The sequence below is a fragment of the Treponema socranskii subsp. socranskii VPI DR56BR1116 = ATCC 35536 genome (genome assembly GCF_000468115.1).
GTDB classification, from domain to species: domain Bacteria; phylum Spirochaetota; class Spirochaetia; order Treponematales; family Treponemataceae; genus Treponema_D; species Treponema_D socranskii.
In genome coordinates this window covers 21,231-34,703 of sequence record NZ_AVQI01000067.1, presented here as the reverse complement: position 1 = coordinate 34,703, position 13,473 = coordinate 21,231, and the positions used below count along the sequence as shown (strand labels likewise).

Below are 13,473 nucleotides of genomic sequence, written 5' to 3'. Positions count from 1 at the left end.
AAAAACCGAAGTTTCCGAGTACCCTAATGCATCCGGGAAAATAGGGCTGTCCGAAAACTCCGGTTTTTAACAATACTCGACATTCGCATAAAAAAATACGGCGGTTCGAGCAAATCGAAACCGCCGTATACCGCTTCGCGCCGCCGAAAGCGGAGCAAAGCAAAAGACAGCTTTTTACAGTCTGTTTTCTTATTTTATTAAATTCGCTTTTTTCATAGCCGTCGCAAGCGCTTCTTTAAACGCGGTAGACGTCATCGTGGCACCTGAAACCGTGTCGAGCTCTGCGCTTTGTTTTTGCAGCGCCTGCTCGGTCAGTTTTGCGATCGCTTCGGGGCCGATGCCGGGCGTTTCGGAGTGTTTGATCACTTTGATGTCCGTCATCTTGCCGTCTTTAACGGTAATCTGAACGCGAACCGTTCCGCCCATACCCTTGTCGGACGCGCCCGTAAAGGTGTTGTTCGCAGCTCCCGACATGCTCGTATAGTTGAAGATGGAACCGGAGGCTGCAGTCGTTTTTTGACCGGCTGCAATCGCCTTTAATTCGGCTTCTTTTTCGGAATGCGTTTTCGTTGCGCGCGTAGAACCGCGAAGCGAAAAGTACGAAGCTTTGTCGGTCTTCGTCTTGTAGTTCGTTTCGGGACCGGCGAATGCGGGATCGAGAGCCGTGCTCGCCGTCGCAAATCCGTCTTTGTCAACGGAAGCGGCCGAACGGCCTGCAATATAACCCGCCGTGATGACGCGGCCGAGTCCGTGTACTCTCATACCGCCGGCGGATTCGCCTGCGCAAAAGAGGTTCGGAATCAGTTTTCCGTGCAAATCGACAACCTGCATTTTGTCGTCGACGCGCAAACCGGCAAGCGTATCGTGAATGTTCGATACCGCCCACAACGCGTAGAAGGGGCCGGTTTTGATTTGGTTTTGCAGCGTCGTCTTTCCCCAATCGCCGTCTTTTCCGGCCGCGACAAAGGAATTGTAACGGTTGACCGTGTCGACGAGGGTTTTGGGATCCATCTTGATGTTTTCGTAGTATTTGTTGACGACCTTTTGTGCAAGCTCTTCAAGCGTATCGGCTTTGAACGCATAACCGCCTTCGAAATCGAGAACGCCCTGTTCCATAACCCAGTCGTTGCGTTTTGCGGCTGCGTCGTCGACGATAGCCCATACCGGGCCGCCGTAGCATTCGGCGTTTCCGTCGCCGTCCGCGTCGATAAATACGCTCGTTGCGGCACTGTTAAAAAAGCGCTGATATTCGGGGCCGGGGAATACTCCGCGGTAATCGTCTTCGTTGGCAAAGCGCTGTCCGAGCATATTGACGACGATCATGCTGTTGAGATCCATTTCGATACCGGTTGCTCTCGAAAGAGCCCAGATTTTGCTGTCTTTCATAAAGCCGCGGCCGTAGCCGTACTGGCAGCCGATGCGGTTCGGCGCTTTCATCTGTGCGCCGCCTTCGGACATTTGGTACGACGACAGCGACATGAGCGCCGCGCCGATTTCCATCGCGGCGATTTCACCCGATGCATCCTGATCGGAGAAGGGCATACCGCCCAGTCCGTCGTATTCGGGGCCGAGGCGCGGGTCGAACATCGTACGGAATTGCACGTTGCCGGTCGAACCGCCGGTCGCGATGATAACGGCTTTGTTCGCTTTGATGTTCAGCGTTTCTTTCGTGCTGTCGATATTGCCGTCTGACATAAGGCTCGTAAGCGGTTTGCTTTCGCCCGGAAGAACGTGCGGCGTATAATGAGCCTGCACGCCGAGCACTTTTCCCGACTGACCGTTTTCGCGGTAGATTTTGTCCATGTGATAGTTAAGAAGGAATTTTGCACCCTTTTCGCGAACCGATTTTTCGAGCGGACGGGTAACCGCAACGCCTGCAGCCGTCGTGCCGGTGTATTCGTTTTTCCATTCGCCGCTGTCGGAATACGTCATGCGTCCGACGCTGTCCGGATCCGAACCGCCGTCGCGATAGTAGTTGCGAACCATCGGTTCGATTTCCAATACCTTTACGCCGTTCTTTAAGATAAAGTCGTACGCTTTTGCCATGCTGTTCGCAACGGAACGCACTTGTGAAACTTCGTTAAAGCGCGAATCGACCGCTTGGCCTCTGGTATGATCGTAGTAGTACAAATCGGCCGAATCTTCGATACCCCATTCTTTTTGCGAAACCGTGCTGCCGCCCGAGTGCAGCTGACCTTCGCTGACCGCCGCGTGTCCGCCGACATCCCAGTTCGTTTCCACAAACAAAACGGATGCGCCGTCTTCGATCGCTTTAAGACCGGCGGGCAAACCCGCTCCTCCCGCTCCGATGATGACAACGTCCGCTTGGTAGTCCCATTTGACTTTCGTGCCGCTCCCGCAGCCCACAGCCAACGAGAGCATCATGGCCGTGCACACAGATAAAACCGCAATTTTTGACAAAACGCGATTGTCCGATATTTTCATATAAGCCTCCTAATAATACCTCTGCTAAAATCATGCACGCAAGCACATTTTTATGTGCGGATAGTATATGTTTTTCGAATATTTTTGTCCAGAATACGATTGATAATTCTCAAATCAAAACATACTGAAAAGGTGATTGACAAAAGGGTAAAACTAATCATATTATCACTCCTACATAATTTTTTGAGGCGGATACAGTGAAAAATACGTACAAAACAAAACTCTATCGTGTACTTTTAAACCTCGTCTTCGGAACGGCGGCGGCATTGTTTGTCGCGTTTATCGCATCGATATGGCTTAAAAGCGCGCTATGGTTCGTTTTGATTTTTGCAGCGGTTTTGGCGCTCTACATTCGGACGGTCATCATAGGTAATATGATCGTTATAGAAACGGACGGCTCAACTCTGTCCGTAAAACAAGGTGAAAAAATCGATACGTATTCACTGGACACCACATCAGTCAGAGCAAAAACGGTTACTTCGAACGGCGAAACGGAATGTACGCTCTACCTGACGCGGCAGGGAGAAAACGAAACGACCGTAAACTGCGAACTTATCGGTATCGCGCAGTTCGAAAAATTGTTAAGCGATTTGGGTATCGACGGCGATCCTGTCACCAAACTGACCACTATCACGGAAAGTCAAAACAAATAACCGCTCCGAATACGGGACGGCAGGAATGTTTCGAGTTTAAAAAATCGAAATTGATTAATTATTAACATCAAGGAGAATATGATGGACAGCGCTCTTTCCAATGCAAATAATATCGGTCACGTATATTATTTTATCATTATCCCGATCGGGATCATCGCCTATGCGGCGTATATGTTTTTCAGGCTCAAAGGCGACCGCCGGAGAAAGCAGGATTGGCTCACAGCACATCCGAATGCGGCAAAAGTATACATTGGGAAAAACAATTCAATTCTAAAAAAACTGATGCACAAAATACAGGTTATATCCGTCGACGGTGAAAAGCCGATTTTCTTTACGGAAAAAATGGTAAACGGATTTTTTGTCGCGCCGGGAACGCATGTCGTCGAATCATCGTTTTCAAAAACGCGACCCGGATTTTTCTACCGAAGCGTTACAACGACCTATCGGCCGAGCAAACAGGAAATCACCGCACAAACGGGAAAGTCATACAATTACACATTTGACACTGAAAGCGAATCCTACCGCTTCGAAGAACTCGGCATTTAAAAACGAATACGGGACGCACCGCGCGGCGTCCCGTCAAAGCTCGCTTTTACCCGCAGCGCTCCGTATCGTTTTTTGCGAAAAACCGTGCTGCCGCAAATAATTGATAATTTTATCTTCCCGCATACGGCGCCGATTGCATTTTTCGAGCGCTTTTTTGCAGATCGCTTCTTCAGAATTTTCCGAAAAGAATTCGTCGAGCGCAGCATCGGCGACTTCCCGCGCTATGCCGCGAAAAGCGAGTTCGGAAGAGAGTCTCGCCCTTCCCTCCAAGTGATTGATTTTGCGCACATCCAGCCATGCGCGTGCAAAGCGCGCATCGGAAAGAAAGCCTTCGCGTTCGAGGTAATCGAGCACCTTTTCGATGTGGCGCCTTTCGATGCCTTTTGCACCGAGTTTCCGCGTCAAATTAAAACGCGACTGTTCCGCCCTCGCCAAATACGAAAGCGCTTTCGATTCCGCCGCATAACAAAATCCCGCGTCTATAATGTCTTCTTCATCTTCCCCTGAGAAAACGCCGCCGCCTAAAATCGCTTCGGAATCGACTCGCATCAAATACGCTTCGCGTATAAAAAAAGCAGGCCCTTCTTCGGTCGTAATTTTTATACAACCGGAGGACACCTGCTTCGTTTCGGAAACGACCACCGCTTAACGCTTGCTGAACTGGAATCTTCTGCGTGCGCCGCGCTGACCGTATTTTTTGCGTTCCGGCATGCGGGAATCGCGCGTCAGGTACCCGTTCGCTTTAAGCGCCGTGCGAGAATCCTGATCGATTTGAACGAGGGCGCGCGAAATGCCGTGAAGGCAAGCCGCAGCCTGTCCGTTCATACCGCCGCCCTGAACGGTGATGAGGATATCGTATTTGTTGTCGTTCGACGTGACGAGCAGCGGCTGGCGGACGATCTGCACCTGTTCGTCGGTGACAAAATAATCTTTCGGCTCTTTTCCGTTGACAACGATTTTACCCGAGCCGTCGCGCACAAAAACGCGCGCAACCGCGGTCTTTCTTCTTCCCGTACCGATTGCCAAATTTTTTACCATACTGAAACTCCTAATCAAACTTCAAGCGGCTGAGGATTCTGCGCTTTATGCGGATGTTCCGCGCCTGCATACACTTTTACATTTTCGAAAAGCACACGGCCGAGCCGGTTGTGCGGAAGCATACCTTTGATGGCACGTTCGAGCGGTTCGGACGGATGGCGGGCAAGCAATTTTTCAAACGTATAGTGTTTGAGGTTGCCGACAAAACCGGTATAATTGTAGTACATTTTCTTTTGCTCTTTCCCGCCGGAAACGGCAATTTTGTCCGCGTTGATGATGACGACATAATCGCCCGTGTTTTGGTGCGGCGCATACGACGCCTTGTGCTTGCCGCGCGCGACAGAGGCGGCTTTTGCGGCAACGCGGCCGAGCGGCTTACCCGCAGCATCGATCACGTACCATGTACGTTTTATATCCTGCGCTTTTACAAAAATCGTATCCATAATAAAATCCTGCAAAATAAAAGTATGCGTGTTCGATAACGATGCATCGCGCCGTCGAACACAAAACGACGGTGAGCAGCCACCGTTTTACAATACGGGGAAGCTCATTGTATCTTATTTTTTATCGCTTAGTCAATACGACGCTTATTTTTTTTCTTCCCGTTCGCGGGCTTCCCGCTCTTCGCGCGCGGCTTCTTTTTTGTCTTTAATATCGGCTACGCCGATAAACAGGCAGATAAGACCGATGAGGGCGGCAAGGACGGGCAGACAGCCTCTGAGAAATGCAAGCACGTCGGCGCTCCAGTTGAGCGGAAACGACGGAAGCAGCGCAAAAACGGTAAACGCGATTAAAATGATTCCTGCAATCAACGATATCATACGTAAAACTCCTTTTACAAAATCATAATAGCCCGAATAAGGGGTTTTGTAAATCCCGGCTCGTATAAATGTTGACGGTTCAAACGATATGACATATACTGACGTTCCAAGGAGCGCTTCCATGGCATATTTTTTTGACGAACCCTCGCACACATTCGACGAATACCTATTGATCCCCGGATACACGTCCGAAACGTGTATCCCCGCAAACGTATCGCTGCGCACGCCCGTCGTCAAATACAATAAAAAAGCCGGAGACGCCTGTCCGCTCACGATGAACATACCGATGGTGTCCGCCGTCATGCAGTCGGTTTCAAACGACACGCTTGCGATCGCGCTCGCGCAGGAAGGCGGCATCAGCTTTATCTACGGTTCGCAGACGCCGTCCGATCAGGCGGCGATGATCGCGCGCGTCAAATCATACAAAGCGGGATTCGTACCGTCGGATTCAAACATCCGCCCGGATCAAACGCTCGAAGAGCTCACCGCAATCATCGCAAAAACGGGGCACTCGACGGTCGCCGTCACCGAAGACGGAAGCCCGAACGGAAAGCTCGCCGGCATCATCACCGAGCGCGATTTCCGCATCAACCGCTGTGAAAGCGGTGCAAAAGTGTGCGACTACATGACACCGCTTGAAAAATTAATAAAAGCGGAAGCGGGCATTTCGCTCGACGACGCAAACGATTTGATTTGGGATCACAAAATCAATCAGCTTCCGATCGTCGATAAAAACGGCAATCTGCAGTCGCTCGTGTTTCGAAAAGACATCGAAAACCGCGAAGAGCACCCGCTCGAAATTCACGACGCGCAAAAGCGCTACACGGTCGGAGCCGGCATCAATACTCGCGATTATATGGAACGCGTGCCCCTTCTTTTGGACGCGGGCGCCGACGTGCTCTGTCTCGATTCTTCCGAAGGATTTACCGAATGGCAGCGCCGTGCACTCAAAGACATCCACAAAAAATGGGGAGACGGCGTCAAAGTCGGAGCCGGCAACGTCGTCGACAAAGACGGTTTCAACTTTCTCGCCGAATCGGGTGCCGATTTTGTTAAGGTCGGGATCGGAGGCGGTTCCATCTGCATTACGCGGGAACAAAAAGGAATCGGAAGAGGACAAGCGACTGCGACGATCGAAGTGGCGAAAGCGCGCGACGAGTGGTACGAAAAAACCGGCATCTATATTCCGATATGCTCGGACGGCGGCATCGTACACGACTATCACATAACGCTTGCGCTCGCGATGGGCGCGGACTTCGTCATGCTCGGCCGATACTTTGCAAGATTCGACGAAAGCCCGACGCATAAGCTCATCGTCAACGGCAATTACGTTAAAGAATATTGGGGTGAAGGATCGAACAGAGCACGCAACTGGCAGCGCTACGATTTGGGCGGGGCGAAAAAGATGGCCTTCGAAGAAGGCGTCGACAGCTACGTTCCGTACGCCGGAAGCCTCCACGACAACGTGCAGACGACGACGAGCAAAGTCATCCACACGATGTGCAACTGCGGCGCCCTCACGATTCCCGAACTGCAGCAAAAAGCGAAGATCACGCTCGTAAGCCAAGCGTCGATCCGAGAAGGTTCGGCACACGACGTCATTGTCAAAAACACGAGCATCCGCGCCGATTAAGCGGCAAACGTTCCGGCTGAACGATAAGGCTCTGCTGAACGAAAAGCGCCGCATTTGCGCCTGCGCGATACGGCGTCCGTCGCTTTATTCTGCGGCGTCCGGCACATTCAATCGAAGAGTTTCGCCGTTTCGGCCATGTAGCGGATAAGCACGCCCGTTTTATTTTCCATTGTTTTCGCGACGATAAAGACGATGCCGTCGCCCCGTTTATTGCACAGTATTTTTTCTATCTTGTACGACGTTACGCCTTTTCGAACGACATCGGGGGAGCCGATCTTTTGCCGGCTTACGACAGAGCCGTTTTCATTAAGTCGTTCCATCAAAATGTAAAACGACGATCGCGCGTTTTCGCCCGCACCGCTCACCGTCGGGATGAGCCGTATGCGGTATGTCGATTTGCCGCCGAGTTTTCCGGAAAAATCTTTAAATACGATTTCATCGCTTCCGTCTTTGCTTTCATCGCCGCAGATATAGAGGATTTGATCGGGAGATGCGGGTACGAAATTATATTTTTTCGTATCGAAATAGCTTTTTGCAGCGAGCGAATCGTATACTTCGCGTCCCGATTTTCCCGCCGTAACGGCAGACGGTTGTATTTTATATGTGCCGCCTTTAACAAAATCGTTTTTCGCGACATCGACCGTATAGATTTCAGCCCAGCCCCGAAACGATTTGTCGGTTTTGCCGTACTGACCGAAGAGATACACCGATCCGTCGGATGAAAATCCGCCGTCGACAAAAACCGCAGCGTCGCCGGCAAGCGCAAAAGAGAGGCAAAGCGCAAAAATCACTCCGCCTGCAATAATTTTTTTCATACGGTATCCTCCCGTCTTTTACATTGTCGGAATTTCGGGATAAGTCCTTTACTATTATTTCCGTTGCGGGTATCATCGTTTCTATGACTATCAAAATGCGGAACTATTTTTTTCTTGCTTTGGTTATTGCATTTTCAGGATTACTTTTAGCCTCTTCCGCGATGCTCGGATATTCGATCTACACCGACACGCTCACCCGTCCCGACTTTTTTCCGGCCGAACGCATTGCGGGTTTTTATACGAGGGGTTATTCGTTTATCGCGACGATCGCCTCTCTTTTTATCTTCGCACTGTATGCGCTGCTTGCCGTCATCTATCTCTCCGTCGAATTCGAAAAAACGCAGTCAACGGAAGTGATCTTTTTCGCGCTGTTTCTCGTCGGCTGTTTTTCGGAAACGGCGCGGCTGTGCACACCGCTGTTCAATCTGTGGCACGAGCTTTCGGCTTTTCTGCTTTGTACCGGTCGGATCGTCCTGTTCGGCCGAACGCTCGCTCCGACAACACTGTTGTTCGGCGCGGTTTTCAGCGGGACGGAAGCGCGCCAGCACGTCGAGCGGAATCTCGTCATACTCGTCGTGCTTTCCGTCATGATTTCAATGCTGATGCCGCTCAACACGGCCGTCGTGCTCCCGAACTTTTGCATAAAATGGGGAAACGGAGAAGCGTTCATCGCAATTCGTGCGCTCATCCTCGCCGCGGCAATCCTTTCGCTCTTCGTCAATGCCCGCTCTCTCGGAACGAAAGATGCATCTCCCTTCGGTTTTGCAGCTTTGGCATTCGGATACGAAATCTCGTGTTATGCGACGTCATACGCAGCGGCTTCCGCAGGCGGCATATTGCTTTTCGGGGGAACGGCGGTATACCTCAAAAGCCTGCACCGAAAATACCTGTGGCAATAAAATCAGCGCATTAATAATGTTGATAGTCCGCCGATCGCAACGGGAATGAGAAGGTTATCAAAGTCGCCGAGCGGCATGAGTTCGATTGCCATTGCGGAAAGCGCCAAAACAAGCGATACGAATCCGTTTTTGCACACGGCAAAGGATGAGCAGAGCACCGCAAAAAAGCACGTGAGGCTTCCCGCGATCGTTTTTCCGTGCGTAAACGGAATGACCGTACGGCCGAAGAGTTTTCCGCCGAGGCTCGCAAGCCCGTCGCCGAAGGCGAGCGCATAGATGCCGATACGGGCGGCTTCGGGCTGCCACACAAGCACGGTAGCGATAATGCCGAGCACGAGCGTTACGGGGCCGAGCACGAATTTATTTTCGTCGCGCTTTCGCGAAGCGACTTCGGTTATATGAGATACGACGGGAACGGAAATGCCGCATTTTCTGAGCGTTTCGGACGCGATGTAAAAGGCGAGAACGACGGCAAGACAGACGATAACCGGATAGTACGCAAAGGTCAAAAGCGTGGGGATAAGCGCGCTGCAGATGTGAATGCTTTTTCGGACGAGTTCTTTTTTTATGCTGTTTTTATATTGCGCCTGCAGGATGCCGGCTCTGTTTTCGTCGGCACTCATTGCGTCAATTCCTTTTCTCCGGTGAGAATCTTCGGAATATCCGTGTAGATTGCGGGTTCATAATCAGGCATCGGATGACTCATATAGCGCATATTCTGTTCGGCGAGATTGCTGCCCGCAAGGCGCACCATCGTCGTTTGATTGCGCGTGAGCGCATCCCACGCGCGCATCGACACGGAAAGCTGTACCATCGCATCGGCATTCATCCTGCTGTTGCCCGTGCGCCGGGCGAGACGGAAAAGCGTAACGCCGAAATTATTCGCAGCTTTCAGGTAAAGTTCCGTGAGCGCGTCTTCGGCGGCTTTTGTCTGCGTAAACGCGACTCCTTTTTTTGCGAACTCGGCATCGAGATTGCTTACGAGCTGCTTGTAGTAACCTTCAGCCGCATAGTTCGCATCCCGAAGCGAAAGCGTATTGCCCATCGCGAGCAGCAAGTGATCGTCGTCCGGCTTTTCGGCTCCCGCTTTGATAAACGAACCGACCGCTCCGTCCAAATCGTTTTTGGAATATTGAATAAAGCCGACGCGGTAATGCAGGGACGCCGTATCGTAGTGTGTGCGGATCGCCGAAAGGTAATCGTTATATGCACCGTCGTAATCGCCGCGGATAAAATAATCGATATCGCCGGAATCGGCATAGAGTTTTCCGATGTTTTCATTTCCGGGAAAACCGCTGTTCGCCTTTTCCCTCTCGTAGAGCGAAATGCCTTCTGTGTATGTTTCTTCGGCCGTCAAATACTCTTTTCCCAAAACATACTGCTCTCCGAGCAGACGGTACGAATCGATTTGCTTGTAGATATCGCGGCGGCGAAGATTTTGCGAGCGATTTTCGAACAATTTAACCGTGTGTTCGAGCATCCGCACCGCTCGCTCCGAATCGTGCATCTGTACAAAGTAGCGCGAAAGATTATAAAAGGCGACGGGATTTGTCGGATCGGCGTTTACCGCGCGGTCGAGCATATCGCGCACGTCTTCGATCTTCGTGCGAAGGTATTCGTCTTTGGGCGGAAGCGGCCCGTACAATTTATCGAGGAGGTATCCGCTCATCTCCGTCCAATCGTCGGCATCGAGCGATTTCGCTTTGGGGTAAAATTGCTCTTTCAGCTGCAGGACTTCGCGGAGATTGTCGGTACGCACAAAATAGCGCATCATGCGCGCGAGATAGCGGTCGACGGGACCGTAAAGCTGCACGAGGGATGCGTATTGTTTGCGCGCTTCTTCGAATTTTGCAGAATCTTTTTCGGTCGCCCATTCGAGGTAGATATCGCCGAGCAAAAGGATTCCATCGGCATCGTTTACGTGATAATCGAGTACGCTCCGCCGAGCGATCTCTTCGGCCTTTTCATAATTTGCCAAATCGTCGCATTCCATGCGCGCGTATTCGATACCCGCTTCCTTATCGTAGTTAAAATAATAGAGGATATTGCGGTACATCCGTTCCGCCCTGAGGTATTGTTTTCGTTCGCGGTATGCGCGCGCATATTTGAAAAACCACTTTTTTTGCAGCTGCACGCCGGCGGCTTGATTAAAGAGCGTTTCCGACTGAGGATATTCGTCGGCTTGAATGAGTGCGTACCCCTGTTTATACAGACCGTTCGCTTTCAAAGGACGCCAAATAAAATTGCGCGTAAAAATTATCAAACCGAATACTGCGGCGGCAGAGAGCACACCGAGTACGATGCCCGGAATGATCCGGTTTCGCAGCTGATACTGCAGAGACGCTTTGTATGCATTGTATTCGGCTACGGTACGCCGCTCAAAATCGCGCGGAACGGGAATCGCGATGTCGAGCATCTTTTCGAGGCTCGACGCAACTTGACGAGCAGGCGCTTTATTGAGAATCTTTTCAACGATTTCGAACTGCGCATCGTCGGTAAATTCGTTTGCGACAAGCAGATTTTCGACGGCGAGGCGCACGTTGAGCGGATAGAGCGCGAGGTTCGCAAGGAATTTTTTGTACTGCGCGTCGGTAAGCACATTTTTCGGAGGCTTTCCGCCTTCGGCCGCTCCGCGGAAATCGGGCGTAGGGAGTTTGATACGGCCGCTTTTATCCGTCTTTACTTCCGCCGTATCGGAAAAACCGGAGATTTCAAAATCGGAAAGATCGCCGTTCATGCCGAGTTCAAAGTCGGTTTTGTCCGCTTCGGATTTTTCCGGCTCTTTGACGGTAAAGTCGAGCCCCTCCATTTCGGACGTATCGAAGTGCTCTATCGGAACGGTTTCTTCGTCTCCCGCTTCGGACGGAACGTCACCGGAAGTTTCATCGCGTCCAGGCGTTTCGGCTTTATTGCCCGCCCCTTCTTCCCCGTCTCCCATATCGAGATCGAAATCGAAGGTTTCGGGATCGAAGGGTTCCCGCGGCAAGCGGGCGGCAAGCATATCCGAAGATGTCTCTTCGCTTTCTTCCGCCGCATCCCCTCCGAGTGAAATTTCGTCGGAAACAGACGGCGTGCCCTGAGCTTGCACTGCCGCATCGATTTCATCTTCTTCACCGCCAAGTGAAATTTCATCGGGAACGGAAGCCGTATCGGTCGCAGATTCGGAAACGGCAGCCGGTGTTTTTTCCTGCCCGGAAACGCCGGCTGTAGGCGAAAGTCCGTTCTCATCGAACATGGATGAAAAATCGAAATCGGGAAGTTCGGAATTGTCCGAAGCTGCGTCAAGCGGCTCCCGGTTCACGTTACCGTCGGACGGGGAAAACGACGCACGTACATCAGGTGCACTGCCTTGCGTTCGGTCCGGACTTGAGTCGGGCGACGATTTCCCTTTTTCGGATGCTTCGCTCTCGCCGGACATTCGGACAAGGTTTTGATCCGCAGGCGTTTCGTCGAACGCCGATGCGCGATCAACGTCTTTTTCCGGAAGCGCAATTTCACCTGCGGACTGTACGCCTGATTCGCCTTCCGGCATATCGCCGGGAATTTCGATATTCATATCGATCGTCTGCCCGCCGGTATCGAAATCATCCGCCCAATCGGAAACAGAAGACTCGGTCGCTGCAGGAGGCATTTCGTCCGTCTTTTGCTCGGGGACTTTTTTCGGCGAAGGAGGTACATCGAATGAGGGTATACTTAAAGATTCCGCATCGCCGGCGGGCAGGCTATGCGCGGACGGAGATTCGTGTTCGAGAGGCGCGGGAACGGCAAAATCATTTTCAGGAGAAAGCGTAAAGTCGTCAAGAGAGGGAAGATCGGGCACGGTATGAGCGGGAATATCGTTCGGAACGGGAATATCCGGCACTGCCGACGAAAACTCCCCATGCGGCGGAAGAGAAAACGCATCCGGCGGCGCGGCGCGCGTTTGGGATGGAGCGCCGCTTCGATTCAACGCCGATGTATCGGACGGCGCAGCGCTCACTTCAGACGGCATATCGGATGCGCCGTCTTCCGGCAGTACATCGCTTGCTTCCGCTTCCACACCGTTCATATCGCCGAGCAGATCGTCGAGATTCATATCCGCGATCGATACCGCTTCGGGCTCGGCCTCTTCGATTTTTTGTTCCGGTTCATCGGCAAATTGGGAAAGGTCGGGCATTTCCGCGTCTCCGTTCGATGCGGAAGGGAGCACGGGATTGAGCAAATCGGAAAGATCGGGAACACCGGCCGAAGACGTTTCGGTTTTCTGCTTCGGTGCCGCCTCCTTTTTTCCCGCCCCGGTAATATCGGAAAAATCTTCCGTTTCCGGCGAAGCTGCCGCCGTAACCGCCGCTTCGGAGCGTTCCGGCATACCGAGAACAAAATCTTCGGAATCATCGACATCCCGTATTGTTTTCGAAAGCGGAATTATGATCGGCCTTTCGCCGCGGGACGCGCGTTCGTGTACCTCATTGCCGAGTGCGAGAATATCTGAATTGAATTTCTTTAGTTGGCTTAACCCCGGCATAATCCACCCGATTTATTGTATCGTTAAAACGCCCGTCTTTACAAGTATTTGCCCTGCGTATTCTCTATTATAATAACGGAAGATTTTCACGCGTACATTAGAAAAGTCTCGCTCGGCGT

At 51.7% G+C, this 13,473-nt stretch carries 12 protein-coding genes; 4 read left to right on the top strand and 8 right to left on the bottom strand.

The window, feature by feature from the left end:
- Positions 1–189 precede the first annotated feature (189 nt).
- On the bottom strand, positions 190–2,445 hold the full coding sequence (locus tag HMPREF0860_RS08780) for an FAD-dependent oxidoreductase (protein WP_021329137.1): 2,256 nt from the start codon (positions 2,443–2,445) through the stop codon (positions 190–192).
- Positions 2,446–2,642: 197 nt separating this feature from the next.
- Here HMPREF0860_RS08780 and HMPREF0860_RS08775 point away from each other — a divergent pair, with 197 nt between their 5' ends.
- Complete coding sequence (locus HMPREF0860_RS08775; protein WP_021329120.1) at positions 2,643–3,098, top strand: hypothetical protein; 456 nt, start codon at positions 2,643–2,645, stop codon at positions 3,096–3,098.
- A gap of 78 nt (positions 3,099–3,176) precedes the next feature.
- Positions 3,177–3,644, top strand: a complete 468-nt coding sequence (locus HMPREF0860_RS08770) for a hypothetical protein (protein ID WP_231364243.1) — start codon at positions 3,177–3,179, stop codon at positions 3,642–3,644.
- A gap of 33 nt (positions 3,645–3,677) precedes the next feature.
- On the opposite strand, the gene HMPREF0860_RS08765 is transcribed toward HMPREF0860_RS08770, so the two are convergent.
- From HMPREF0860_RS08765 to HMPREF0860_RS08750, 4 genes are all read right to left on the bottom strand, one after another.
- Positions 3,678–4,262, bottom strand: a complete 585-nt coding sequence (locus HMPREF0860_RS08765; protein WP_156001958.1) for a regulatory protein RecX — start codon at positions 4,260–4,262, stop codon at positions 3,678–3,680.
- A gap of 27 nt (positions 4,263–4,289) precedes the next feature.
- Positions 4,290–4,682 carry a 30S ribosomal protein S9 gene (gene rpsI, locus HMPREF0860_RS08760; protein ID WP_021329099.1) on the bottom strand — a complete coding sequence of 131 codons (393 nt, stop codon included), beginning with the start codon at positions 4,680–4,682 and terminating at the stop codon, positions 4,290–4,292.
- Positions 4,683–4,696: 14 nt separating this feature from the next.
- On the bottom strand, positions 4,697–5,125 hold the full coding sequence (rplM, locus tag HMPREF0860_RS08755) for a 50S ribosomal protein L13 (RefSeq protein WP_021329162.1): 429 nt from the start codon (positions 5,123–5,125) through the stop codon (positions 4,697–4,699).
- Between the two features lie 144 nt (positions 5,126–5,269).
- A complete protein-coding gene (locus HMPREF0860_RS08750; protein ID WP_021329198.1) occupies positions 5,270–5,503 on the bottom strand; it encodes a hypothetical protein in 234 nt (77 codons plus the stop codon).
- A gap of 121 nt (positions 5,504–5,624) precedes the next feature.
- On the opposite strand from HMPREF0860_RS08750, the gene HMPREF0860_RS08745 reads away from it, so the two are divergent.
- Positions 5,625–7,136, top strand: a complete 1,512-nt coding sequence (locus tag HMPREF0860_RS08745; protein WP_021329204.1) for an IMP dehydrogenase — start codon at positions 5,625–5,627, stop codon at positions 7,134–7,136.
- A gap of 107 nt (positions 7,137–7,243) precedes the next feature.
- On the opposite strand, the gene HMPREF0860_RS08740 is transcribed toward HMPREF0860_RS08745, so the two are convergent.
- Complete coding sequence (locus tag HMPREF0860_RS08740) at positions 7,244–7,951, bottom strand: DUF2259 domain-containing protein (protein WP_021329205.1); 708 nt, start codon at positions 7,949–7,951, stop codon at positions 7,244–7,246.
- Positions 7,952–8,034: 83 nt separating this feature from the next.
- Here HMPREF0860_RS08740 and HMPREF0860_RS08735 point away from each other — a divergent pair, with 83 nt between their 5' ends.
- Positions 8,035–8,850, top strand: coding sequence for a hypothetical protein (locus HMPREF0860_RS08735; protein WP_021329193.1), 816 nt, complete (start codon positions 8,035–8,037; stop codon positions 8,848–8,850).
- A 2-nt stretch (positions 8,851–8,852) separates the two neighbouring features.
- Here the strand turns inward: HMPREF0860_RS08735 and HMPREF0860_RS08730 are convergent, their stop codons facing one another.
- Entirely contained in the window at positions 8,853–9,473 is a 621-nt protein-coding gene (locus HMPREF0860_RS08730; RefSeq protein ID WP_021329153.1) for a diacylglycerol/polyprenol kinase family protein, read from the bottom strand.
- Positions 9,470–13,354 (bottom strand): periplasmic flagellar collar protein FlcA, encoded by a 3,885-nt coding sequence (flcA, locus tag HMPREF0860_RS08725; protein WP_021329166.1) that lies wholly within the window; start codon positions 13,352–13,354, stop codon positions 9,470–9,472. Before flcA ends, HMPREF0860_RS08730 begins: the two co-directional genes overlap by 4 nt.
- Between the last annotated feature and the right edge of the window lie 119 nt (positions 13,355–13,473).

Bases quoted from the DNA above. Each gene is read 5' to 3' on its own strand.
- HMPREF0860_RS08780 (WP_021329137.1), bottom strand. From the start codon at position 2,445: ATGAAAATATCGGACAATCGCGTTTTGTCAAAAATTGCGGTTTTATCT.
- flcA (WP_021329166.1), bottom strand. From the start codon at position 13,354: ATGCCGGGGTTAAGCCAACTAAAGAAATTCAATTCAGATATTCTCGCA.
- HMPREF0860_RS08745 (WP_021329204.1), top strand. From the start codon at position 5,625: ATGGCATATTTTTTTGACGAACCCTCGCACACATTCGACGAATACCTA.
- rplM (WP_021329162.1), bottom strand. From the start codon at position 5,125: ATGGATACGATTTTTGTAAAAGCGCAGGATATAAAACGTACATGGTAC.
- HMPREF0860_RS08730 (WP_021329153.1), bottom strand. From the start codon at position 9,473: ATGAGTGCCGACGAAAACAGAGCCGGCATCCTGCAGGCGCAATATAAA.
- HMPREF0860_RS08735 (WP_021329193.1), top strand. From the start codon at position 8,035: ATGACTATCAAAATGCGGAACTATTTTTTTCTTGCTTTGGTTATTGCA.
- rpsI (WP_021329099.1), bottom strand. From the start codon at position 4,682: ATGGTAAAAAATTTGGCAATCGGTACGGGAAGAAGAAAGACCGCGGTT.
- HMPREF0860_RS08770 (WP_231364243.1), top strand. From the start codon at position 3,177: ATGATGGACAGCGCTCTTTCCAATGCAAATAATATCGGTCACGTATAT.
- HMPREF0860_RS08750 (WP_021329198.1), bottom strand. From the start codon at position 5,503: ATGATATCGTTGATTGCAGGAATCATTTTAATCGCGTTTACCGTTTTT.
- HMPREF0860_RS08740 (WP_021329205.1), bottom strand. From the start codon at position 7,951: ATGAAAAAAATTATTGCAGGCGGAGTGATTTTTGCGCTTTGCCTCTCT.